The following is a 23,260-nucleotide window of genomic DNA, read 5'->3' on the forward strand; positions in this document are numbered from 1 at the left end:
GTGTGCGTCATCGCGTTTCATTTTTGCTTAACAACATAGCAGGGTTCATAGGCACTACCCGGCAGTTTCATGCGGTGCTGCGCCACAAATGATTCTAACAACGTATCTATTTTGCTCATTAAATTGCTATCGCCAGTTAGTTCAAACGGGCCTCGCTCTTTAATTTGTTTTATGCCTTCTGCCTTCACATTTCCAGCGACAATACCAGAGAAGGCTTTTCGCAGGTTAGACGCTAAACTACTTTTACTTTGCGATAAATGAAGTTGAAGCTGCGACATCGATTCATGGGTAGGAATGAAAGGCTTTTGAAAATCGGCATCAACTTTCAATGACCAATTAAAGCTATAAGCATCGCCCATCGCCCCTCTAAACTTCTTCACTTTATCCAATCCGCTGCACAGGGTTCTTGCTACTTCTTCAGGATCATTGACGATAATTTGATATTTAGCTTGTGCTTCACTTCCAAGCGTATCAGCTACAAAAGCATCGATAGCTTCGAAATAGGCTTCACTTCCAGCAGGTCCAGTAAGTACCACAGGAAAGGGCTGTTGCGCGTTGCGTTCATTCATCAGTATGCCTAATAGATAAAGCAATTCTTCTGCTGTACCTACGCCACCCGGAAAAACAATAATACCATGACCTAGCCTTACGAATGCTTCCAAACGCTTTTCAATATCTGGCATGATAATGAGTTCATTAACAATCGCGTTAGGCGGCTCTGCAGCAATAATACTAGGCTCAGAAATACCTATATATCGGCCATTTTTTTGACGTTGCTTGGCATGGCCAATAGTGGCGCCTTTCATAGGCCCTTTCATTGCACCTGGGCCACAGCCTGTGCAAATATTCATATCTCGAAGGCCCAGCTGATAGCCAACTTCTTTTGTATATTTATATTCTGTTTGGTTTATCGAGTGGCCGCCCCAGCATACAATAGTATTTACGCCATCATTACCTTCTAATGCATTGGCATGGCGTAACATATCGAAAACCATATCAGTAATATCACTGCTTTCAGCGGGTTCATCTTGGTGAAGGAATGCGTACTTATTACCCATGTACAGCATGTCACGAAGCACGGCGAAAAGGTGTTCATGAACCCCTCTTACTAAGTTGTTATCTACAAATGCAACTTCAGGAGGGTTGAGCAGCTCAATTTTTACGCCACGCTCGCGTCGTACAAGTTTGATGTCGAAGCTTTCATAGGGGGCAAAAAGTGTCTCATAGTTATCCTCATCAACGCCGCTGTTGAGTACTGCCAAACAACAGTTTTTGAACATAGAGAAAAACTCACTGTCTGTGGCATCCTGAAGGCGGGCTACTTCCACCTGAGACAGTTGGCTCATAGAGCCAACCGGATTAAGCTGCACTTTTTTCATATATCAGCATCCTTGTGCTAATTATTTAAATCTGTGATAACGCGGTTACGTCCATCCCTCTTTGCTCTGTATAAATATTCGTCTGCACGCTCAAATACCGAGTCTGTATTATCATCTTTGTGAAAGCATGTGGCGCCAAATGAAGCGGTAATTTTTACCTTTTCTTGTTTGAACTTAAACGGCAATGAAGCCAGGTGGGTACGCATTTCATTTAGCTTCTTGTCGACCCTGTCAATGTCTGTGTTTGGAAATAACATAACAAACTCCTCACCGCCCCAACGTGCGATGAACTCATGTTTTTCCATGCTTTGTTTTAAGTGACGGCTTACCACTTGAAGTGTTTTATCTCCTGCGGCGTGACCAAAACGGTCGTTAATCGATTTAAAATGATCGATATCAACTACCGCCACAGCAAGGGGCTCGCCGGAATCTTTGAAATGTGAGAAAGCATGCTCAAGTTTTTCGTTGTACGCTTGTCGGTTTGGTAGCCGAGTTAGTGTGTCGGTTCTACTTTGCATCACTTGCTCTGCAAGTTTCTTTTTGTAAACAGCCGTTTTTTGTTGAAGTGTTTCAATACGCTCTTGCATTGATGACAGCAACGAGACCAGCGCTTCTTGCCCTTTTTCGTCATTGTTCTGTTGTTCAGATAGCGTTGACATTAGGTTTTTCACACAAGACTGAGCCTGTTCTTTTAGCACTTCTAGAGAATCGCTTTCAGACACGACTTCTTCAATACTATCGATGTGGGACTTAAGCTGTTCGTTACCTGCTTTACGCTGCTCAAACTGCGACTTACTGTCTTCAATACTTTCCGATACGCTGCTATTAATTTGCCCTAACGAGTTGTGTAGGCTTTGTATTACCTTTCCGGTAAGACTTGCCTCAGACATTGCATCTTGAACAATCATCCGCAATATTACTACACAGCTTTTCAGTAGCTGATTTTCATCCATACCGCTTTCTAAACGGTCTTTGATATCATTAAGCTGCTTATCGTTAGGCTTTTTCTGAGCATATGAAGCAATCAGCTGATTTAACTCAACAAGGATAGAACGGTAGTGAGGGTTCTCGTCTTGTGGAGCTGTGTGATTTTCTTCACCATCGCTGATTGAAGAAATGTGCTCAGCCGGTGAGGCATTTAACTTTTCTTCAGTGGGTGCCAGCGATACCATTTTCTTGTTTAATGCTACACGATGTAACGTAAGTGCCTTTGCATAGAGTTTGTATATGCTATACACATCATTAATGGGCTGATTTAACTTGATGAGCTCTTTCGTCGTCAACGTTTTCAGTTCGTCATCTTCAAAAACAATTTTTTGAAGTTGTTTCATCGAGTCTTCAATAGAAGCCGCGGTATCAGACGTGTATTTCTTTAAGGTTACATCTTGGTGCTGAATTAAATTATTAAGCTTTTCAATGCTAACTGCAGCTAGGCTAAAGTTAGGTGTGCCAGAAAGGTGCCCACGTAGTTTTCCTAATTCGTTATCAATCTTATCTGAGAAGCCTTCATAAAAAGCTGAAAGCCTGATTATAAATTGGCAAAGAAGCGTATTGTTCTGTTTATAAGCTTGTAATTGTTTAGCTTCCATTTTTATTTGTCTTCATTGATTAGCTTAATAATTGTTTTTTTGTAAGGTACTCGCGCTACACATTATTGTCTGGCTTGACGATGATTTGCATAAGGCGCTTCAAAGTTAGAACGGAACGGATTGATGTCTAACCCACCGCGGCGCGTGTACCTTGCACACACGGTAAGCTTATTTGGCTTGCAAAGCTGCATAATGTCGTTGTAAATACGTTCAACACATTGTTCATGAAATTCATTATGTTGCCTGAAGCTTATCAAATAACGCAGTAACCCCTCGTGCTCAATAGCTTTTCCTTGATAGCGTATTTGAATACTAGCCCAATCTGGTTGACTTGTGATCAAACAATTCGATTTAAGTAAATGAGATACTAAGGTTTCACTCACTTCGTCTTGCTCGCTATCTACGGCTAAGAATCGAGTCTCAGGGGAATAATCGGTTACGTCTATATCAAGATCATCAAGCAAAGTACCGCTAAATTCTTTAAACTTTAAGGTCTCAAAAGCACTGGGAAGAATTAAGTTAACGCTTACGCCTTCTCCTGCACAGTTCGAAAGGTCTGCCTCTAGTGTCTTGCGAACGTCTTCAGGCGACGCAAACTTACTTTGGTTAAAGCTGTTCAAATAAAGTTTGAAAGACTTCGATTCAATAAGGAACTCAGACGTAATTGGTACATCACATTCCAAGATAGCGATTTGTGGCTTACCTTTAGTATTTAGCCACGATAACTCGTATCCCGTCCATGTATCTATACCTGAGAATGGCAGTGCTCCTTTACCCAAGGCCAAGGTGTCTCTACTTAAACTACGAGGTACGCCTTGGAGAAGGCCAGGGTTATATTCAAATTCATATTCAACCTGCTTTCCTAAGGAAAGATCATCGGGTGCTTTTATTGATACTTTTGAGGGTGATTTGTCTGTCGACATAAGAACCTTTTAACATTATCTAGTAACAACAATGGCAAAGTTGACATCGCCATTTATAAGTATAGTGTACCCCAAAAATACGTAGGTAACTCCACAATGGGTCTAACAATTTCAGAACAAATAGATAAATTTGTATCATCTTATGTCGACGCTGCAAACGAGAGTGGTCTCAAAGTGGCTTATGAGGCGAACTGGCCATCTCCGTGTCTAGAACAAACAGCTACCATAGGTGCGTTAGCGCCTAGTGAAGGTGAAATGGTAAGTTGGGCACCTAAAATGCAAAACAGAACGCAAGACGAAATGCACGAGGGAACGCAAGGAAGAATGCAAGAACGCCAGAATAGCTTCGAAAATGTAGAGAATGCGATGTCGCTTTCATTGCATCCTGATTTCTGTGAATTTTTCACCCGTTATTACAGTGCGAATTTTACAGCGACCGCTGAACAAGGTCAGTGTGAGCTTCTTCAAGTTTGGAATGACGAAGATTTCGAAGGTCTTCAACAAAACTTGATTGGACACCTGCTTATGAAACAACGACTTAAGCAAGCTCCAACGCTTTTCTTTGGCTTGACCGATGAAGAAGATTTTATTCTTTCTATTATAAATGACACCGGTGAAGTTGCGCTTGAGCAAGTAGGAAAAGAGCCGCAGCAAATTGTAGCGCCAAATTTGGCGGCGTTTTTAGCATCTCTAACGCCAACACCTACTTGAGCGCTACAGCCAAAGCCAAAAGCTGCAATGCAGAAATTGATTAGGTCACTTTGATAACTGTTTAATTACATCACTTAAAGAGCGCTTTAAAAGCTCAACCTCGTTTTCTAGTTGGGCGACTCTTTCGCTTAGTGCTTGTTCCGCATTGTTCGTGGCAACTACCTTTTTAGGTGTATGCGCACTGCTTACGTTAAAGCGTTTTATAGTCTCAATTGCTTCGGTTACCGATACTTTGAACGGCGCTTTCGAGCGTAGCATGCCAACCGAGGGAGTCACTCCCTCTTGCTGCATCTTATGACACAATAAAACAAGCTTTTGTATATTGTCGTTATTCATTGATCTTCAGGCTTCCGATAAATAAATTCTTGCTTCAGTTTACCGTGTGAAAAGTGTGAATTTCACTAATAAGTTTGTGTATTCGCCATTTTAATTGGTTAATAGAAAATGCTTTGTAAATAATTTTGATATTAATCAATGGCTTAAAAGTTGGCCTCAATTTTGTTTAATTGTGTTTAGTTGATATATCTCAAAAACAACGAGGGTACTAAATGTTCAGTAACGGTTCATTTAGTACGCTCTACTATAAAAACTAAGCACATAATGTTTAAACAAGGAATACACATGAAAACGCTTCTATTATCAGTCACTCTGGCTTCTTCTGTTCTTCTTTCCGGCTGCGTTGTTTCGGTAGGCGGTGGATCTGATAGTCATTACGGCGCAGACTGGGAAGATAGAGAGTTTAATAATCGCAAGCACATAGCAAAGCTGGAAACAGGCGCAACATATGAAAACGTGCTGCGGAAAATGGGCGTTGCCGACTTCAACGAGCTCTTTGAAAAGCAGGACGGTACCTATCGTGTTTTATTCTATCGTACACAAAAAACCATGGGTGATGGCGTTACAACAAAAGATGAATGCACGCCACTTGTTTTCAAGAATGGAAGCTTGGTAGGTTGGGGCGATAGCGCGTACAGCTTAATGAACTAAAGCGTTGCGCTATATGTAGACTTTAAATGTTAATAAAAAGTTAACATGTGAGGGTTTTTCAAGTAGGCTAACAAATGAACAGTAAAAGTTAACGGATTACGTTTATGTAATCGATATTTTACTGATTTAAGTAACCAGTACTTTCAAATAGATGCAAGTAGTTGATAGTGCCGTTGCATTTCAGCCTTCGAGGAGACCCTCATGAATACTCACGCCTTAAATGATTCAACGGTGCCGCTGCACGAAACGGTTAAAGCAATCTATCTTACCGTCGACGATTTAAAAGTAGCCGCCTCTATTCTCTACAACGCTTATGTAGACGATCCTTTATTTATCGATATTTTCCAGGCCGAAAAAGAAGGTTATGAAAGCCGTCTTCGTTCAGCCATTCGGGAAGAGCTAAATGCATTTTGGGTAGCGGAGCAACCTATAATTGGATTGTTTGATAAAGAACGTCTTATTGCTGTTGCGTGCCTAACTGCGCCTGATGCAGCGTTTGGTGCAGGGCGTTATTGGCATTGGCGTCTTCGTATGTTGCTTACCGCAGGATTATTTGGCACTAAACAAATGCTTGAGAAAGAGGAGAAGGTGCGTTCACTGGTACCTGCTGAAAATTTTCACATGTTGAGCTTTATTGCGGTGCACCCCGACTATCAAGAGCATGGTTTGGGGCATGTTTTACTTGGCGCCATAGACAGCGTAGTAGATGAAGACAAAAAGAGTGAAGGTGTCTCTGTTTTTGTTACGGTTGCCAAACATCGTTCGTTTTTCAACGATGATAACTATGAGATTGTAGGACAAGTCAGTCTTTCGCATGTTACTGGCGAAGTAATGTACAGAAAAAAGTAACAGTAATTCGCAAATTCTTTCCCTAAAGTCATATTTTCTTCAGCGTTTGTAAGACATTTCCTACAAATGCTGTGAGCGATCTTCCCTATTTTGTGTATATTAAAATTAGACTAAAGTCTAAAGTCACTGATTTAATTAAATTTTTCTAGAAAAGACAAAAAAGTCCAAAAAAACACCCTTAAAAGTTTGTAATTCCATATGGCGGTAATATTTGGAAGGGATACTATGTACATGTCACAGGGATACACGACGAGTCAGGAAGATTTGAAAGGACTAACTGGGACAACTTAAGGACAAGATTCTCACAGGACAGTGAGTGAATGGAATGGAACACAGCGTGGACGCTGTAAATGAAAAGTACGGAATGCTGGGATGGATTGAAGGGACTAGTTCAAGGATAAGTGTAAGGGACTGGTTCAAGGGATTGACTGCGTGACAGGAGTCACAACAGGATGTAGCAGGAAGCCCACCTCATGGAAGAATTTGCACGGACGAGCAAACCACGGATGACATAGGACACGCCACGGATTTAGGTAAGACTACAGCAGGATGTGTAGTTATAAGGGAGTAACGGAAGGGATAGTCAGCGGAGTCTGATAAGGACAGCCTCAGGAAGAGGAACACTGCACGCAGGATGTGCAGTTATTAAGGATAAATGGAAAGGGACCTGCTCATGGATGGGTAGCTCGCACAGGAAGGCGCGAGAGAAAATGGAAAGGGGCGAATACGGATTTTAATCGGGATGATTTTAGTCGCAAAGGATCGCAGAGAGGGAAACTCAAAATTCCAAGAAAAAGGGGAACTTTAAGGTTCCCCTTTTTTTATGTTTATACGAAAGTGCTCTTATTTGCATACTTTCCACACAATAAAGGACCGTGTCGCGTTTTCGCGCTTACATTTTATACGGTGGAACTTCAGTTCTGATAACGCGTAACCCAATCATTTCAACTTCGCCACTGTATCTGTCTTCTCCATTGCTGGAAAATTCAAAAACAAATGTGCTTTGCCAGTCTGGTTTACCATACTTAAATGAAAAGCGAGTTTTACTGCGGGCAACGCTAAGCAGCTGCAGTCCATGCGTGTCGCAGTACTGTTTTAGAAAGCTATTACTTCGTTCTGAAATGCCTCGTACGCGCCAAAACTGATACCCTGTAAAACCAATAACTAACCACACAACCAGTTCAAGTAACGTCATGTTATTGTCTCGCTTGAGCAAACAGCTTTTCAAAGGCACTGGATAGCGTTTTACTTTTCTGAGGCGAGTGCAACAGTGTAAGCACTTGTCTTCTTAACTTGGGAATTTGGACCAAGTCAGAAAAGAACCCAGAAAACAATGCGCCGTTGTGAGCTTCTTGTGCATCGACAAAAGCGGCTTGCTCTAAGAAAGACGCGAGTAATTCATCATCGAACTGCTCAAAATGGCGGGCAGCCACAACACTTAAAACATCTATACGTTGCGCGTTTTCATTTTTAAGAAGCTCTGTAAGGGTTTTATTAATGGTGGGGCTATACTCCTGCGTAGACAGTCCTCGAAGCGCAGCAAGAGAAATATCAGTATTGCTGGTAAGCCTATTAATAAATAGTGTTTCCATTGCTTCGTGAAGAGCAATGTTTTCACACATTTCCATCATGGTATTTAAGAATACATCCGAATATAAACCATGATTCTTCACAAATGCGTCTACTAAACTTTCGCGCTTGTCATGAGAAGGAAGCGAACATACAAAGTCAGCCACACTCTGCATTGATAGCTGCTGCCAGTCTACTAATTGAGGTGCTTGTATGTACGCTTCTACTTTTTGCGCATCTTCGCTCAATGGTTGGCTTAATGCGGTTTTTACCATAGCGTTGAACTGAGCAAGCAGCGTTTGGCCTGGTACAAATGAGTACGGGTTGTCAGGAAGGGTTTGCGCTTTCTCAGAATCATCTGCAACACTTTGCCCTAACGCATCCACAATAATATCTAAAAAATGATTTCTTGCAGCGGCAACTACCAAGCCTTGTTCATCAAGGGGCAGTTTTACAAACCAAATATAATGTTGTGTCGACGCGTGTTTATTCCAAAATACAATGCCAAACCAGGCGTGCTGTTGACGTGGGTACGGAGCGTATGCTGCGCCATTTTCTATATCTAGAAAGGCTTGTGCATCGGTGGGTACAAGTCGTCGTCCCATGTCGTACACATGGTACTCAGTTCCCGCATGTAATAAAAATTCGCTTATGGAATTAATGTTTTTAGCGCTCATTGCTCAATCCGAAATACTTCTGTTTGTGAAAGTTTATCACAGGTGTGCTTTTTACGGGTACGTCTAACAAATTGAGCGGTAGCAATGCTATACTCCGCTCGTTTTTTTACTGACAGCGCGATATACAAAAAGCCTTAAACGAACGCTGTCGTGTTTGTCGTTTTGTTTAATGAGGTGAAAGTGAGTGAATTCAATGCTGAGATGGCCGATGAATTGGTATGCCTAGTTCAAGCCATGAAGTCTGCAGAAATGTGGCCCAGCACACCTCCATCGCAGCAAGCCATGCAGAGTACGACGCCTTTTGCTGTTGATTCAATGCCATTTGAGAGCTGGCTGGCTTTTATCTTCATACCTAAAATGCAATGGCTTTTGGACAGCGGTAATAAAGTGCCTGAAATGCAAATATACCCCGCGGCTGAATTGTATTTGGACTCTGGTGTTAAAGGCCGTGTAGAGGGGGTTTCCAAAGATAATGCCGATGAAAATGTTGAACAGCGAGTCTCTGGTGTTCTGGCATGCTTAAAGCGCATTGATGACATTGCTGCGCTAGCTAGTAAGGATGTAAATTAGTGGCCGAAACTCAACTCCCTATTAGCAATGATCTTCGCGAAAACCACGGCGGGAATGTACTTAACGTGCTTTACCAAGATGAACATATCGTTGCGATAGATAAGCCTCCCGGCATGTTGGTTCATCGAAGCCCCATAGATAAACACGAGACAGTGTTCGCGGTTCAAACACTGCGCGATCAATTGGGAAAGCACGTTTACCCAGCGCATCGTTTAGATAGGCCAACGTCTGGGGTACTGTTATTCAGCTTCAGTTCCGATATCGCAGCAGCGCTTGGCAAGCAAATGATGGAAAAGCAGATAGGTAAAACTTACCACGCATTGGTAAGAGGCTTTGTGCATAACAGTGGAATGATTGATTACGCGCTGAAATATCGCTACGACAAAATTGCGGATAAGCACAAACGTCCTCAGCAGCCACCTCAGCAAGCTACGACTGTTTATGAGAGCGTACAGCGTTTTGAAGTACCTGAACCCGTTGGTAAATACCAAAGTGCAAGGTATACGCTTGTACGTTTATTGCCAAGCACCGGTCGTAAACACCAATTAAGAAGACACATGGTGCATATTCGCCATCCTATTATTGGCGATACGACACATGGAGACGGCAAACAAAACAAATTCGCTAAAGCGCACTTTAATTTTTCAAACTTGGCCTTAAGTTGTACACAAATGGGCTTCACGCACCCAGTGCACCAAAAATGGATAACTGTTAATGGTGAGATGCACTACGAAATGCGAAGATTATTGGACGAGTTGGCGCCTTTCGCTGTTGGGTAGTTAGCCGCTTCACCATGCGGGCAAAAAGTACGGGCGTATAGCGTAGGGTAGAGTAAGTATTCGAGCAGCACGGTTAATACTGCGGCGACATTAAACAAAGAAATAGAGGGTTAAATGAGTACATTGAAAATAATTGCGGGCACCGTGTATGGCAATGCTCAACATGTTGCTGAACAAGTTGAAGAGAGTTTAGCGGGTCAGGGCGTTGATTGTTCACTAGAAAGCGACCCATCAGTATCTGACTTCACAGATGCAGATGCGATACTAATTATTACATCAACCACAGGCCAAGGTGATGTGCCACCAAATTTGGAATTTGTATTCTCTGATCTTCAAGATGAGTCTCCAGAACTGGCCGGCAAACCTTTTGCTGTAGCTGCATTAGGCGACAGTAGCTACGGTGAAAGTTTTTGCGGGGCGGGCAAGCAATTTCAAACGCTTTTAACCGAGCTTAAAGGCAACGCAGTAGCAGACATGCTTGAAATTGATGCAATGGAAACACTTGAACCCGAAAAGGATGTAGTAGAGTGGGTGAATTCAATTAAAGATAAACTGCTAGCGTAAGCGCACGGCAATAAATGAAAAAGGCGCCGATAGGGCGCCTTTTTTGATGCAGTTATCTCAACAACGCTTTGTGGATCACTGCCTTCGTAAATATCGTTACTATTCAGCGTCGCGTAATAGGGCGTTTATGCCTACTTTTGCACGTGTTTTTGCATCTACTTTCTTAACAATGATGGCGGCGTATAGGCTGTATTTGCCATCTGCACTTGGCAGGTTACCTGCTACCACTACAGAGCCAGCTGGAACACGGCCATAGTGTACTTCACCAGTTTCGCGGTCATAAATACGCGTGCTTTGACCAATATAAACGCCCATTGAAATAACAGAGCCTTCTTCAACGATAACGCCTTCTACAATTTCGGAGCGCGCACCAATGAAGCAGTTGTCTTCAATAATGGTTGGGTTAGCTTGTAACGGTTCTAGCACACCGCCAATGCCTACACCGCCAGATAAATGCACATTTTTACCAATTTGGGCACATGAACCAACGGTAGCCCATGTATCTACCATGGTACCTTCGTCAACAAACGCACCGATGTTCACATAAGAAGGCATAACAACCGCGTTCTTTCCAACAAAAGTACCTGTACGTACTGCAGCTGGTGGCACAATACGCGCGCCATCGGCTGCAAATTGCTCAGCGGTATAGTTGGTATATTTTAGCGGAACTTTATCGTAGAACTTGCTCTCAGCACCTTCAATAACATCATTGTTATGCAGACGGAAAAAAAGCAATACCGCTTTCTTTAGCCACTGGTGAACAACCCATTCGCCAGCAATTTTTTCTGCTACGCGTGCCTTGCCGGTGTTAAGTAGGTCAATGGCTTCGGCAACGGCTTTCTTGACTTCCTCTGGCGCAGAAGTTGGGCTAATACTGTCGCGATTTTCGAAGGCGTCTTCAATAATGGCTTTCAATTCATTCATGGTATTGTGATATCTTCAAGTTGGTCGAGTTTAAACAGGATGTGCTTTTTCAGGCTTACCTGTTGTTCTTGGGTTAATGCTTTGCCAGCCTCGTTGCTGACGATAAAAATGTCTTCCGCGCGTTCACCAATGGTGGCAATTTTCGCAAGTTTTAGCGTAATGTTCGTATCAACGAAAGCGTGCCCAATTTTAGCTAAAATGCCGGGGGCGTCTAGGGCTTCTAACTCTACCAACGTCGCTTCATCGTTAATAGTAAAAAAGCGAACTTTCGTTGGAACGTCCAGTTGCTTCATCTGGCGAGGTAGCTTACGTTTATTTTCGTGGGAACGTCCAGGTTTTTCTAGCTGAGCACAAATAGCATTTTCGATAGATGCAATACGTGAATCAGACGACAGTCTATTTCCGTCATTTTCCAGAATTAACATGCTATCAAATACGTAACCATCTCTGGTTACGGTAACATGCGCATCGTGAATTGAGCAGTTGCGACTATCAAGTACCGATGCAACCTGCGCAAACAGAGCTTTTCTGTCTTTGCCGTATATTAATAATTCGGTACCGCCTTTAGCGCTGTTGTCATTTGCTTTTACCAGTAGCCCTTCGTTGTCTGGCGTTAGCCAGTCATCTTGCGCTTTCAATATCTCATCAGTGTGCCACGCTATTTGAGTGGGTTTGAAACGCACAAAATAATCATCGTCTAGTCTTGCCCATAGTGCGTCGATAGCGATAGGGTCGATGGCACGCTCTTGTAATATTTGTCGCGCTTGATGTTTGTGGGTAGCTACCCTTTCATTAAGGGTTATCTGACACTGCAGCCCGTTATCAAGGGCTTTTTGCGTCATCAAATAAAGCTCGCGCAGCAATGACGCTTTCCAATCGTTCCATAAATTATCGTTAGTAGCGCGAATATCAGCAAGCGTTAACGTATACAGTAAGTTAAGGTGATTGTGGCTTCTTACGGCACTGGCAAATTCACTAATAACGTCAGGGTCGTAAATGTCTCTACGCTGAGCAACAACACTCATTAGTAAATGATTTTCAACAAGCCACGCTATCATTTCGGCGTCATCTTTGGGTACATTGTGACGCTCGCAAAAAACGGCGACGTCTTTTGCACCAAGCGTAGAATGGTCGCCGTTTCTTCCTTTGGCGATATCGTGGAATATAGCCGCAATGTAAAGTACTTCTGGCTTATCTAAGTTTCGACAAATTCTTCCGCAGCGAGGAAAGGCTTTGTTCTCTTTTGAAAAGAAAAAGTTGACGTGTTTTACCAACCTATGGGTGTGTTCATCTACGGTGTAGGCGTGAAATAAGTCAAACTGCATCATCCCAACAATGGTATCCCACTCCGGAAGGTACGCCTGTAAAATACCGTATTGGTGCATTACGTCCCATGCGAAATTAAAAAAGTCGGGCTGTTTCATCAATACCATGAACTTTTCGCGACAGGCGGGGCGTTCAACGAAGTATTCTGTCTCAAACGCGCGGTGTGCATTACGCAGTTGTCGTATGCAAATTGTGCTTAGGCCCTGAACTTCTGGTGTGTTGGTGATCAGATTTAAAAAATCCAGAATGGCCTCAGGTGATGAGAAAACCTTTTCATGCCGAGGCGAAATCATATTGTCTAGCAATTCAAAGTCATCGTTAATAATTGATGTGCGCTGTATGCTTTGGTTAAGCATATCGTACTTGAAACGCTGTAATAGCATCTGATTGAGTTCTGAAACGCGCGCAACGGTTCTAAAAAAGTCACGCATCATTTTTTCTACAGACGCTTTACCTTCCTCGCCGTAACCCATCATTTGAGCAACATCGGGCTGATAATCGAACAGTAACCGGTTTTCACTTCTGCCAGCAACCAAATGCAAAGCACAGCGCATTTTCCATAAGTGCATTCTGCAAGCAATGAGCTCACTGTGTTCTTGCTCGGTAAAATAGCCGTGCCCTACTAAATTCCAGCCGTCGTATTCTTTAAAGTGCTTTTTGGCAACCCAACCAATTGACTGTATATCTCTCAAACAGCCTGGGTTTTCTTTGATGTTTGGTTCTAGGTTATAAGCAGTACCGTTGAACTTTGCATGGCGCTTCTTTTGCTCTTCATATTTTGCCGAAAAGAAAGCTTTGCTACTCCAAGAATTTCGTCCGTTGGCGTCTTCCCATAATTTTTCAAACGTGTTTTCGCATCCGCAAAGTAAACGACTTTCAACAAGGTTTGTGGCAATAGTGATATCGTCTTTGGCGAGCTTTACGGTTTCTTTTATGGTGCGGACAGATTGCCCCACATCTAGCTTAATATCCCACAATAGGGTGATGAACTGGCCAATCTTTTCTTGTGCTTCAGGTTTGAGCTTTTTCTTACTTACTATAAGAAGGTCTATATCGGAATGTGGCTGAAGGTGGCCTCGTCCATAACCGCCTACGGCACAAAGCGCTAGCTCGCTCACTGTATCCAAACCATATAGCTGCCATAAATGGCATAAAAGTGCATCAACGAATTGTGCTCTGCCTGTGACCAGCTGATTTACAGGTGTGCTATCAAATGATGTCGTGATCCAAGAGTAGCTGTCTTCAACACAGCGTTTAATCGCTGGGATATCGTCTACTGACGTAATAGCATCGATGTTTTTAATCAGTGATGGCAGGTTCAAAATACACCTTTTACATAGCTTTGTTTTTAAACACCATGAACAATATCACGAATTGTTGAGTTTTCGCAGTAGCCTGTAGATGCATAATTCAAGGTTAAATGTGAATATTTATGGTGTTATGTTGCGAAAATGTTTCAATTGAAAGTCTTGATTATAGAAGAGAGCAACAGCAGGCCAAATATGACGTGGCTTACACAAATGTGACATCTGTAAAATAAAAACGAAGAAAGCTGCTTTTTAGCGATAAGTTATTTAAATCAGAAATAAAAAAAGCAGCAAGAAAGCTCTTACTGCTTTTGAATTAATATAAAAGGCAATGCCTTAATTGTGAGAAATTACACGTGGTAGTGTTTCATCTCCTCGCAAGGTTAGTACTTCAACTCCGGTTTCCGTAACTAATAGTGTGTGTTCCCATTGGGCACTTAAACTACGGTCTTTGGTCACTACCGTCCACTGGTCGGGAAGTACTTTTGAATAGCGCTTGCCCGCATTTACCATTGGCTCGATAGTAAAGCACATGCCTGGCTCTAAAACGTCACCGGTTCCCGGTTTGCCGTAATGCACAATTTGTGGCTCTTCATGAAAACTTGCGCCAATGCCGTGACCGCAATATTCACGCACAATTGAATAGTTATGCTTTTCTGCATGGGTTTGGCAAATGTGGCCAATATCGCCAAGGCGCATACCCGGCTTCACTTGTTCAATGGCTTGGTATAAACATTCTTGAGTGATGCGGATAAGACGCTCCGCCAGAATAGAAGGTTTGCCTACCACAAACATTTTGGAGGTATCGCCGTGATAGCCATCTTTAATAACGGTCACATCGATATTTATAATATCGCCATCTTTTAATTTTTTGTCAGACGGAATGCCGTGGCATATACAGTGGTTCACCGACGTGCAAATAGATTTAGGGAACGGCGGATGACCATAATTGAGCGGAGCGGGAATTGCTTGTTGCTCGTTAACAATATAGTCGTGACAGATGGTGTTTAATTCATCTGTTGTCACACCTTTTTTAACATGCGGCGTGATCATTTCTAGAACTTCTGCCGCTAGCTTACCAGCGACGCGCATTTTTTCGATTTCTTCAGGGGTTTTGATAATTGCTGACACAGCGCCTCTCAACTCGTTAAAGTTAAAATCTGTAATTAATAACTATTTTACGCAGTATAACATTAATCAGGTCATTCTGAGTAAGCTGCTGTAAATTATGGTTAATTTTATGTGTCGGTAAGTTAATCAGCCTGCTTTGGTTTGGCTGAATACTTTAAAAGAAAAACACGCTACCTAACGCAACCTTTACTCAGAAAAAAGATATGGTTTAAGCGCGAAAACTTGAGCTCAAGTGCTTGTTGTGGTATAAAGCGCGCGCCCTGACGGAAAGCTCAATTTTTCTTAGTGTTTACACCAAGTGAAAGGCGCCGTTTTTGAGGGTAAATTTATTTTATTAAAACACACATATACCGTCACTTCGTATCGGGGTGTTCAGCTCAATCTAGGTTGGTCTGGATCGATACAAGGGGTATATGGAGGCCTAACCCCAAGAGGAAAATAAAATGGCTAATGTTTCTATGCGTGACATGCTGAAAGCCGGTGTGCATTTCGGTCACCAAACTCGTTACTGGAACCCAAAGATGAAGCCTTTCATCTTCGGCGCACGTAATAAAGTTCATATCATCAACCTTGAAAAAACGGTTCCACTTTTCAACAACGCACTTAACTACCTTTCAGGTGTTGCGTCTAAGAAAGGTAAAATCCTTTTCGTTGGTACTAAGCGCGCAGCTGGTGAAGCAGTTAAAGAAGCTGCTCTTAAGTGCGACCAGTACTACGTAAACAAGCGTTGGTTAGGTGGTATGTTGACTAACTGGAAAACAGTACGTCAGTCAATCAAGCGTCTTAAAGACCTTGAGCAACAAAGCCAAGACGGTACGTTTGAAAAGCTAACTAAAAAAGAAGCGCTAATGCTACAGCGTGAAATGGACAAGCTTGAAAACAGCCTTGGTGGTATCAAAGATATGGGCGGTCTACCAGACGCAATCTTTGTTATCGACGCAGATCACGAGCACATTGCTATCACTGAAGCGCGTAACCTAGGTATTCCTGTTGTTGGTGTAGTAGATACTAACTCTAACCCAGACGGTGTTGATTACATCATCCCTGGTAACGACGATGCTATCCGTGCTATCCAACTTTACTTGGATGCAGCTGCAAACGCTATCAACTCAGGTCGCGAAAGCAACCTTGAAGTACAAGCTGAGCAAGACGACTTCGTAGAAGCAGCAGAGTAATTCTGATTGCTGACTGTCATATGTAGATAATATGACGGTACTACAATACGAACCGTATTGAGAGGGGCGATATCGCCCCTTTTACCTAACGAATTTTATATTTAATGCTGAGGAATTGAAAAATGGCAGTGACTGCAGCACTAGTTAAAGAACTGCGCGAGCGTACTGGCGCAGGTATGCTGGATTGTAAAAAAGCCCTGGTTGAAACGGATGGTGACATTGAGCTAGCCATTGAAAACATGCGTAAATCAGGTCAAGCGAAAGCAGCTAAAAAAGCTGGTCGTATCGCAGCTGAAGGTGTAATCCTTACTAAAGTTGAAGCGGGTCGTGCGACTATGCTTGAACTTAACTGTGAAACTGATTTCGTTGCGCGTGACGAAGGCTTCCTTAAGTTCGGTAACGAGCTTCTAGAAGTTGCGGCAGCAAACAACATCAACGACATTGAAGCACTTAACGACGCTGAAATGAACGGCGCTAAAGTTAGCGAAGTACGTGATGCGCTAGTTGCTAAAATCGGTGAAAACATCTCTCCACGTCGCGTTATTAACGTTGAAGGTGACACACTAGGTGCATACATCCACGGCGGCCGTATCGGCGTTATCTCTATCCTAACTGGCGGTGACGACGAGCTAGCTAAAGACGTTGCAATGCACGTTGCAGCAGCAAGCCCACAGTTTGTTAAGCCTGAAAACGTTCCAGCAGAAGTTGTTGAGAAAGAGAAAGAAATCCAAATCGAAATCGCTATCCAGTCTGGTAAGCCAGCTGATATCGCTGAGAAAATGGTTGCAGGCCGCATGAAGAAGTTCACTGGCGAAGTGAGCTTGACTGGTCAGCCTTTCGTTAAAGATCCTTCAATCTCTGTTGCTGAGCTTCTTAAGAATAATAGCGCAGACGTAATCAACTTCGTACGTTTCGAAGTTGGTGAAGGCATCGAGAAGAAGACTGAAGACTTCGCTGCTGAAGTAGCTGCTCAAATGGAAGCTGCTAAGAAATAATTGAGCGTTTATCTTTTGCATAACGCAATAGTTAGATAAACTACAAAGCACCTCTTCGGAGGTGCTTTTTTATAGCTGTCTATCATTATTGTTGCCATTGCTTTATATCAATGTGAAGCTAATCTTGTGCAACAGTAGTAACAGGGCTTTTAAAACGGCTTGTCCTATGTTTTCTAACGCAATATTTTGAGAGAATATAGGACAAACTGGGTTTACGAGGACATTCCAAATTATGAGTATCACACCAAAATCAGCATACCGTCGCATTCTGTTAAAACTTAGCGGTGAAGCCCTTATGGGTGAAGAAGGCTTTGGCATAGACCCTAAAGTGCTTGATAGAATGGCGCAAGAGATCAAAGAGTTGGTTGAACTTGGCGTTCAAGTTGGTCTTGTTATTGGTGGTGGTAACTTATTCCGCGGTGAAGGTCTAGCAAAAGCTGGTATGAACCGTGTAGTGGGCGATCATATGGGTATGCTTGCAACCGTAATGAACGGCTTAGCGATGCGCGATGCGCTTCATAGAGCGTTCGTTAACGCACGAATGATGTCTGCTATTCCACTTAACGGCGTTTGTGATGCTTACAATTGGGCAGAAGCTATTAGCCTTCTTAAATCAGGCCGTGTTGTTATTTTTTCTGCAGGCACAGGTAATCCTTTCTTTACAACAGACTCTGCCGCATGTTTGCGCGGTATCGAAATTGAAGCTGACGCGGTGCTTAAAGCAACAAAAGTAGACGGCGTTTACAGCGATGACCCTGTTAAAAACCCAGAAGCAACATTGTATGATGAACTTTCATACCAAGAAGTGTTGGAAAAAGAATTAAAAGTAATGGACTTGTCAGCGTTTACTCTTGCGCGCGACCACAGCTTACCTATTCGTGTATTCAACATGAACAAGCCAGGTTGTCTTAAGCGTGTAGTGATGGGTGAAAAAGAAGGCACTGTTATCCGCCACACTGACAACGATTAATTAAGAACAATAGGATACAAATCGTGATTGATGAAATTGAATTAGATGCGCAAGAGCGTATGGAAAAGAGCCTAGTTTCACTTAAGGGCCAATTCAGCAAAATTCGCACTGGTCGTGCGCACCCAAGCCTTCTAGACGGCATTATGGTGCCTTACTACGGTGTTGATACTCCGCTAAAGCAGGTTGCTAACGTAGTTGCTGAAGACAGCCGTACACTAGCGCTAACTGTATTTGATAAAAGCGCTATTCAAGCAGTTGAAAAAGCCATAATGCAATCTGACTTGGGTCTTAACCCTATGAGTGCAGGTGGTTCAATTCGCATCCCACTTCCTCCACTTACCGAAGAGCGTCGTAAAGACCTAATTCGCGTTGTACGTAATGAAGCAGAAAGCGGTCGCGTTGCAATCCGTAACATTCGCCGTGATGCCAATGGTGATGTAAAAGACTTGCTGAAAGAAAAAGAAATCAGTGAAGACGAGAGTCGCGCCGCTGAAGAAAACATCCAATCAATTACTAACGAGTTCATTAAGAAAGTTGACAGCATGCTTGCTGACAAAGAAAAAGAGTTAATGGAAGTATAAGTAATTAGTATGATTGGAAAGTTGTTTAACGCGACCAAACCAACTGAAGCGAAGGCGCCAGCGGAAGCTGCTGGCCCTAAGCACGTTGCTATTATCATGGATGGCAACGGTCGTTGGGCGCAAAAGAAAGGGAAAATTCGTACATTTGGCCATAAGGCCGGTGTTGATTCTGTGCGCGCAGTAGTTCGCTTCGCGCGTCAAAACAATATTGAATCGCTAACGCTGTTTGCTTTCTCTAGTGAAAACTGGAAGCGCCCAGAAGAGGAGGTTAGTGTATTGATGGAGCTGTTCAACCTAGTGTTAAACAGTGAAGCCAAAAAGCTAAATAAGAACGGCGTGCGATTAAAAGTCATTGGCGATGTGAATGGTTTCGATGCAAAACTTGTCGAAAAAATTCACAAAGTAGAAGAAATGACGAAGGACAACAGCGAACTTGTGCTGAACATTGCAGCAAATTACGGCGGCCGTTGGGATATCGTAAATGCAGCTAAGCAGCTTGCAGCACAAGTGAAAACGGGCGAAGTCAAAGAGGCTGACATAAACGAAGAGTTGTTTAACTCGTTGACGTCTACAGCCGAGTTGCCAGAACTCGATCTTCTCATCCGAACCGGTGGTGAACATCGCATCAGCAACTTCTTGTTGTGGCAATGTGCGTACGCCGAACTCTATTTTACCGACGTACTATGGCCCGACTTCAACGAAGATGTGTTTCAACAAGCCGTAGACGATTTCAAAGTTCGCCAACGCCGATTCGGCCTTACCGGTGAACAGGTTGTCACAGCCGATGGTTAAGACCATGCAGGCAATTATCAGGCTTGCCCTGGTAACACTAGCCAAGGGCAAACTATGCTAAAACAACGAATAATAACTGCATTAATTCTTGCGCCGTTGGCGCTTTACGCTATTTTATTTCTCCCCATTTTTTGGTTCGAAATTGCCATTGCTGGCGTTGTAGGCATTGGTGCCTATGAATGGGCAAATATGTCAGGTGTTTGCGAACGTCCTAAAAAGCTTCTCTACATGGCCGGCGCCTTTCTCTTCTGTATTTTACTCTCGTTCATTGTCGATGCTGAAACCATATGGTATCAAGGCCAGTTGCACGGCCTTTATCGCGCCATTTTAACGCTCTCTGTTTTCTGGTGGATAGCGTCTTTATTTATGGTGCTTGCTTATCCAAAGTACTCAAAATTTTGGCGAGATAGTAAAAGTGTAAGAACTATTTTTGGTGCGTTAACGCTTATTCCAACATGGGTGGCGGTTGTTGCGCTACGTACTAGTTTGCATGATGTTGACCCTTTCTATGGCGCGTCACTGATGTTTTACGTGCTGGGTATAGTTTGGGCTGCTGATATAGGTGCGTTTTTTGTAGGCGTTAAATTTGGTCGCCACAAACTACGTCCTAATGTATCACCAGGAAAAAGCCTAGAAGGGCTTCTTGGCGGTATTGCCGCTTCTTTTGCTATTATTGCGTTTGCTGCTTTGCACTATCAGGTTGAACCTTCACGCATTTGGTTGCACCTTGCCATTGGTGGCGTCACAGTTGCTGTGTCAGCGCTTGGCGATTTGAATGAAAGCATGCTTAAGCGTTGTGCAGGAATTAAAGACAGCGGTAAGATCCTTCCAGGTCACGGCGGCGTTTTAGACCGTATTGACAGCTTAACTGCGGCATTCCCTGTTTTCGCGTTTTGTTATGTAACGTGGATGGCGTAATGCAAACAGTAACAGTGTTAGGAGCCACAGGCTCCATTGGTTGTAATACACTAGACGTTATAAGTCGACACCCTGAAAAATATCGCATTTTCGCGATAACAGGGAACTCACAGCTTACACTTTTGATGGAACAGGCGCTTAAATTTGCACCGCGCTATGTTGTGGTTGCCGATGAATCGCTTTATCAAGACGCTTGTGACATCGCTAAGCAAATGGGGGTTGCCGCAGAAGTATTGTGTGGCCAACAGGCACTTGAAGATGTAGCTAGTGCGCCTGAAGTCGATTCTGTTATGGCGGCCATTGTTGGAGCGGCTGGGTTATTACCAACCCTTGCAGCCGTGAAAGCAGGCAAACGGGTACTGTTAGCCAACAAAGAAGCCCTTGTCATGTCTGGCGCGCTCTTTATTGAGGCCGCCAATCAAAGTGGTGCCACGCTACTTCCTATAGACAGCGAACATAACGCTATTTTCCAGTGCTTACCGCATGACTATCAATATGGCGACTTTGCCTCGTCGGGTATACATAAAATTCTGCTGACAGGATCTGGTGGACCTTTTCGCTCTCGTGCTCTCGACACCTTCAAGGCCATAACTATTGATGAGGCGAGCACTCATCCAAATTGGTCCATGGGAAGAAAAATTACTATCGACTCTGCCACTATGATGAACAAAGGGCTTGAGTTTATTGAAGCATGCTGGCTGTTTGGCGCAGGTGCAGATGATATCGATGTGGTTATTCACCCTCAAAGTATTATTCACTCGATGGTTCAATACGTTGATGGTTCTGTGATTGCGCAGATGGGGAACCCAGATATGCGCACGCCCATTGCGCATGGCTTGGCTTATCCAGAGCGTATCGATGCTGGCGTTTCGCCGCTCGACTTTGCAGCGGTTTCTGACTTCACATTTCAAACCCCATGTTTTGAGCGCTACCCAAACCTTAAGTTGGCTATTGATGCTTGTCGCGAAGGTCAATGTGCTACAACGCGTTTAAACGCGGCTAATGAAGTGGCAGTAGAGCACTTTCTGTTAGGCAATATTAAGTTTTGTGATATTGCAGATGTGAACGACGCCACATTAAATGCTTTGGCATCGGTATCTGTAAATTCAATACAACAAATTGTCGAGCAAGACACACTAGCAAGAACGAAAGCTAACGAAATCATTCGAGGTAAATTCCAGTGCTAGCATTCTTTTGGAGTTTGGGCGCTTTCATTATTGCCCTTGGTATTTTAGTTGCTGTTCATGAGTGGGGACACTTTTATGTAGCGCGTCGCTGCGGTGTTCAGGTTGAGCGATTTTCAATTGGTTTTGGAAAGCCCATATGGCGCAAGTTAAGTAAGTCGGGTACGGAATACGTGATCGCTATTATCCCACTAGGTGGCTATGTTCGCATGTTGGATGAACGTATTGACGACGTGCCGGCTGACAAAGCGGACAAGGCATTTAACAATAAGCCCGTGTTGCAGCGTATGGCAATTATTGCTGCTGGGCCAGGTGTTAATTTTATCTTTGCCTTTTTTGCATTGTGGCTAATGTATTTGGTAGGTCTTGAAACCGTAAAGCCTGTAGTAAAAGAGGTTGAACCTCAAAGTATTGCAGCACTTGCGGGTATTCAGCCTGGCGATGAAATTATTAAAGTAGGCAGTCGCAGCACACCTGATTGGGAAGCCGTTAATCTAGAGGTGGTTTCTAACATAGGCAGTGAAACTGCAGTAGTAATGGTTAAAAATGCATCAAATGTCGAAAAAGAGCTGACATTTACATTGAATGGTTGGAACTTTGACCCAGATATCGAGTCTCCATTAAGCAGCTTGGGGCTTACACCGTTTAGACCTGACCCAACACTAACAGTAGGATTTGTTGGAGAGGGGAGTGCTGCAGCGCAAGCAGGTCTTCAACCTGGAGACAAGTTAGTCGCGTTAGACGGTAACGCATTAGCATCGTGGAATGCACTGGTTGATTACATTGTAGACAACCCTGGGCAAACAATTGCATTAGATGTTGAAAGGGATGGACAACTACAAACGCTACGTGCCACGATAGCGCGCCGTGATACGCCACAAGGGCAAAGTGGTTATCTTGGCGTAAGCCCAACGTTTGAGCCTTGGCCACAGGGGTATGTGTTTACACATCAATATGGCATTATAGAGGCAATAACAAAGGCGCTTGATAAAACATGGCGTCTTATGACACTTAGTGTCGAGATGATAGGAAAGCTAGTAACCGGCGATGTATCGGTGAAGAACTTAAGCGGGCCTATCTCAATAGCTCAAGGAGCGGGAACAAGTGCTGGTTACGGGCTTGCCTATTTCTTGAGTTTTCTAGCCTTAATTAGCGTGAATTTAGGCATTATAAATTTATTACCCTTGCCCATGCTTGATGGTGGTCATCTGATGTTTTATACCGCAGAGTTGATCACTGGCAAACCTGTGCCCGAGGCGGTTCAGGAGTGGGGATACAGAATAGGTGGCGTGCTTCTGTTTACGATTATGGGTATCGCTATTATTAACGATATTGCTCGCATAACCTGATTGAAATCAGG

23 protein-coding genes are annotated in these 23,260 nt (G+C 43.4%); 14 read left to right on the forward strand and 9 right to left on the reverse strand.

Annotated elements, in window-relative coordinates; translation table 11 throughout:
- Positions 1 to 17 precede the first annotated feature (17 nt).
- The 3 genes from ppnN to queF all read right to left on the reverse strand — a co-directional run bounded on the left by ppnN (position 18) and on the right by queF (position 3,891).
- Positions 18 to 1,379: a nucleotide 5'-monophosphate nucleosidase PpnN gene (ppnN, locus tag ACGHAV_RS08175; protein WP_334012658.1), complete on the reverse strand. Its 1,362-nt coding sequence runs from the start codon at positions 1,377 to 1,379 to the stop codon at positions 18 to 20.
- 17 nt (positions 1,380 to 1,396) lie between these two features.
- The gene (locus tag ACGHAV_RS08180) at positions 1,397 to 2,968 is read right to left on the reverse strand and encodes a GGDEF domain-containing protein (protein WP_390378937.1); all 1,572 of its coding nucleotides are present in this window, start codon (positions 2,966 to 2,968) and stop codon (positions 1,397 to 1,399) included.
- Positions 2,969 to 3,030: 62 nt separating this feature from the next.
- The gene (gene queF / locus ACGHAV_RS08185) at positions 3,031 to 3,891 is read right to left on the reverse strand and encodes an NADPH-dependent 7-cyano-7-deazaguanine reductase QueF (protein ID WP_390378940.1); all 861 of its coding nucleotides are present in this window, start codon (positions 3,889 to 3,891) and stop codon (positions 3,031 to 3,033) included.
- 96 nt (positions 3,892 to 3,987) lie between these two features.
- On the opposite strand from queF, the gene syd reads away from it, so the two are divergent.
- Entirely contained in the window at positions 3,988 to 4,602 is a 615-nt protein-coding gene (gene syd / locus ACGHAV_RS08190; RefSeq protein WP_390378943.1) for a SecY-interacting protein, read from the forward strand.
- Between the two features lie 45 nt (positions 4,603 to 4,647).
- On the opposite strand, the gene ACGHAV_RS08195 is transcribed toward syd, so the two are convergent.
- The gene (locus tag ACGHAV_RS08195) at positions 4,648 to 4,938 is read right to left on the reverse strand and encodes a hypothetical protein (protein ID WP_334012665.1); all 291 of its coding nucleotides are present in this window, start codon (positions 4,936 to 4,938) and stop codon (positions 4,648 to 4,650) included.
- Between the two features lie 285 nt (positions 4,939 to 5,223).
- Here ACGHAV_RS08195 and ACGHAV_RS08200 point away from each other — a divergent pair, with 285 nt between their 5' ends.
- A complete protein-coding gene (locus tag ACGHAV_RS08200; protein ID WP_334012666.1) occupies positions 5,224 to 5,589 on the forward strand; it encodes a DUF3192 domain-containing protein in 366 nt (121 codons plus the stop codon).
- 201 nt (positions 5,590 to 5,790) lie between these two features.
- A complete protein-coding gene (locus ACGHAV_RS08205; protein ID WP_390378946.1) occupies positions 5,791 to 6,438 on the forward strand; it encodes a GNAT family N-acetyltransferase in 648 nt (215 codons plus the stop codon).
- A gap of 892 nt (positions 6,439 to 7,330) precedes the next feature.
- Here the strand turns inward: ACGHAV_RS08205 and ACGHAV_RS08210 are convergent.
- Positions 7,331 to 7,633 carry a DUF3301 domain-containing protein gene (locus tag ACGHAV_RS08210; protein WP_390378949.1) on the reverse strand — a complete coding sequence of 101 codons (303 nt, stop codon included), beginning with the start codon at positions 7,631 to 7,633 and terminating at the stop codon, positions 7,331 to 7,333.
- Position 7,634: 1 nt separating this feature from the next.
- Positions 7,635 to 8,684 carry a DUF3549 family protein gene (locus ACGHAV_RS08215; protein WP_390378952.1) on the reverse strand — a complete coding sequence of 350 codons (1,050 nt, stop codon included), beginning with the start codon at positions 8,682 to 8,684 and terminating at the stop codon, positions 7,635 to 7,637.
- 180 nt (positions 8,685 to 8,864) lie between these two features.
- Between ACGHAV_RS08215 and ACGHAV_RS08220 the strand changes: the two genes are divergently transcribed.
- The 3 genes from ACGHAV_RS08220 (at position 8,865) to ACGHAV_RS08230 (ending at position 10,597) form a co-directional block, all read left to right on the forward strand.
- Positions 8,865 to 9,254, forward strand: coding sequence for a YqcC family protein (locus ACGHAV_RS08220; protein WP_390378955.1), 390 nt, complete (start codon positions 8,865 to 8,867; stop codon positions 9,252 to 9,254).
- A complete protein-coding gene (locus tag ACGHAV_RS08225; protein ID WP_390378958.1) occupies positions 9,254 to 10,033 on the forward strand; it encodes a pseudouridine synthase in 780 nt (259 codons plus the stop codon). Before ACGHAV_RS08220 ends, ACGHAV_RS08225 begins: the two co-directional genes overlap by 1 nt.
- Before the next feature lie 114 nt (positions 10,034 to 10,147).
- Entirely contained in the window at positions 10,148 to 10,597 is a 450-nt protein-coding gene (locus ACGHAV_RS08230) for a flavodoxin domain-containing protein (RefSeq protein WP_390378961.1), read from the forward strand.
- 99 nt (positions 10,598 to 10,696) lie between these two features.
- Here ACGHAV_RS08230 and dapD read toward each other — a convergent pair whose 3' ends face one another.
- The 3 genes from dapD to map form a co-directional block, all read right to left on the reverse strand.
- A complete protein-coding gene (gene dapD, locus ACGHAV_RS08235; RefSeq protein ID WP_390378964.1) occupies positions 10,697 to 11,521 on the reverse strand; it encodes a 2,3,4,5-tetrahydropyridine-2,6-dicarboxylate N-succinyltransferase in 825 nt (274 codons plus the stop codon).
- A complete protein-coding gene (glnD, locus tag ACGHAV_RS08240) occupies positions 11,518 to 14,169 on the reverse strand; it encodes a [protein-PII] uridylyltransferase (RefSeq protein ID WP_390378967.1) in 2,652 nt (883 codons plus the stop codon). Before glnD ends, dapD begins: the two co-directional genes overlap by 4 nt.
- Positions 14,170 to 14,490: 321 nt before the next feature.
- Positions 14,491 to 15,285, reverse strand: coding sequence for a type I methionyl aminopeptidase (map, locus tag ACGHAV_RS08245; protein WP_390378970.1), 795 nt, complete (start codon positions 15,283 to 15,285; stop codon positions 14,491 to 14,493).
- Positions 15,286 to 15,728: 443 nt separating this feature from the next.
- On the opposite strand from map, the gene rpsB reads away from it, so the two are divergent.
- The 8 genes from rpsB to rseP all read left to right on the forward strand — a co-directional run bounded on the left by rpsB (position 15,729) and on the right by rseP (position 23,249).
- On the forward strand, positions 15,729 to 16,460 hold the full coding sequence (gene rpsB / locus ACGHAV_RS08250) for a 30S ribosomal protein S2 (RefSeq protein WP_159623661.1): 732 nt from the start codon (positions 15,729 to 15,731) through the stop codon (positions 16,458 to 16,460).
- Between the two features lie 122 nt (positions 16,461 to 16,582).
- Entirely contained in the window at positions 16,583 to 17,455 is an 873-nt protein-coding gene (gene tsf / locus ACGHAV_RS08255; RefSeq protein ID WP_334012677.1) for a translation elongation factor Ts, read from the forward strand.
- Between the two features lie 232 nt (positions 17,456 to 17,687).
- Positions 17,688 to 18,425, forward strand: coding sequence for a UMP kinase (gene pyrH, locus ACGHAV_RS08260; RefSeq protein ID WP_390378974.1), 738 nt, complete (start codon positions 17,688 to 17,690; stop codon positions 18,423 to 18,425).
- A gap of 23 nt (positions 18,426 to 18,448) precedes the next feature.
- A complete protein-coding gene (gene frr, locus ACGHAV_RS08265) occupies positions 18,449 to 19,006 on the forward strand; it encodes a ribosome recycling factor (protein WP_390378977.1) in 558 nt (185 codons plus the stop codon).
- A gap of 9 nt (positions 19,007 to 19,015) precedes the next feature.
- Positions 19,016 to 19,798, forward strand: coding sequence for a polyprenyl diphosphate synthase (gene uppS / locus ACGHAV_RS08270; protein WP_390378980.1), 783 nt, complete (start codon positions 19,016 to 19,018; stop codon positions 19,796 to 19,798).
- A 54-nt stretch (positions 19,799 to 19,852) separates the two neighbouring features.
- Positions 19,853 to 20,716: a phosphatidate cytidylyltransferase gene (locus ACGHAV_RS08275; RefSeq protein WP_334012683.1), complete on the forward strand. Its 864-nt coding sequence runs from the start codon at positions 19,853 to 19,855 to the stop codon at positions 20,714 to 20,716.
- Positions 20,716 to 21,903 carry a 1-deoxy-D-xylulose-5-phosphate reductoisomerase gene (gene ispC / locus ACGHAV_RS08280; RefSeq protein WP_390378983.1) on the forward strand — a complete coding sequence of 396 codons (1,188 nt, stop codon included), beginning with the start codon at positions 20,716 to 20,718 and terminating at the stop codon, positions 21,901 to 21,903. The genes ACGHAV_RS08275 and ispC overlap by 1 nt, the downstream gene beginning before the upstream one ends.
- Positions 21,897 to 23,249 (forward strand): sigma E protease regulator RseP, encoded by a 1,353-nt coding sequence (gene rseP / locus ACGHAV_RS08285; protein ID WP_390378986.1) that lies wholly within the window; start codon positions 21,897 to 21,899, stop codon positions 23,247 to 23,249. The genes ispC and rseP overlap by 7 nt, the downstream gene beginning before the upstream one ends.
- Positions 23,250 to 23,260 lie beyond the last annotated feature (11 nt).

Origin of the sequence: Alteromonas sp. MTD1 (assembly GCF_042848195.1) — a bacterium.
In the GTDB taxonomy this organism is placed as follows: domain Bacteria; phylum Pseudomonadota; class Gammaproteobacteria; order Enterobacterales; family Alteromonadaceae; genus Alteromonas.

Coding starts and splice junctions, on each gene's coding strand:
- uppS (WP_390378980.1), top strand. CDS start 19,016: ATGATTGGAAAGTTGTTTAACGCGACCAAACCAACTGAAGCGAAGGCG.
- dapD (WP_390378964.1), bottom strand. CDS start 11,521: ATGAATGAATTGAAAGCCATTATTGAAGACGCCTTCGAAAATCGCGAC.
- tsf (WP_334012677.1), top strand. CDS start 16,583: ATGGCAGTGACTGCAGCACTAGTTAAAGAACTGCGCGAGCGTACTGGC.
- syd (WP_390378943.1), top strand. CDS start 3,988: ATGGGTCTAACAATTTCAGAACAAATAGATAAATTTGTATCATCTTAT.
- ACGHAV_RS08275 (WP_334012683.1), top strand. CDS start 19,853: ATGCTAAAACAACGAATAATAACTGCATTAATTCTTGCGCCGTTGGCG.
- ACGHAV_RS08180 (WP_390378937.1), bottom strand. CDS start 2,968: ATGGAAGCTAAACAATTACAAGCTTATAAACAGAACAATACGCTTCTT.
- ppnN (WP_334012658.1), bottom strand. CDS start 1,379: ATGAAAAAAGTGCAGCTTAATCCGGTTGGCTCTATGAGCCAACTGTCT.
- ispC (WP_390378983.1), top strand. CDS start 20,716: ATGCAAACAGTAACAGTGTTAGGAGCCACAGGCTCCATTGGTTGTAAT.
- ACGHAV_RS08205 (WP_390378946.1), top strand. CDS start 5,791: ATGAATACTCACGCCTTAAATGATTCAACGGTGCCGCTGCACGAAACG.
- ACGHAV_RS08215 (WP_390378952.1), bottom strand. CDS start 8,684: ATGAGCGCTAAAAACATTAATTCCATAAGCGAATTTTTATTACATGCG.
- ACGHAV_RS08200 (WP_334012666.1), top strand. CDS start 5,224: ATGAAAACGCTTCTATTATCAGTCACTCTGGCTTCTTCTGTTCTTCTT.
- pyrH (WP_390378974.1), top strand. CDS start 17,688: ATGAGTATCACACCAAAATCAGCATACCGTCGCATTCTGTTAAAACTT.
- ACGHAV_RS08195 (WP_334012665.1), bottom strand. CDS start 4,938: ATGAATAACGACAATATACAAAAGCTTGTTTTATTGTGTCATAAGATG.
- ACGHAV_RS08230 (WP_390378961.1), top strand. CDS start 10,148: ATGAGTACATTGAAAATAATTGCGGGCACCGTGTATGGCAATGCTCAA.
- queF (WP_390378940.1), bottom strand. CDS start 3,891: ATGTCGACAGACAAATCACCCTCAAAAGTATCAATAAAAGCACCCGAT.
- rpsB (WP_159623661.1), top strand. CDS start 15,729: ATGGCTAATGTTTCTATGCGTGACATGCTGAAAGCCGGTGTGCATTTC.
- ACGHAV_RS08210 (WP_390378949.1), bottom strand. CDS start 7,633: ATGACGTTACTTGAACTGGTTGTGTGGTTAGTTATTGGTTTTACAGGG.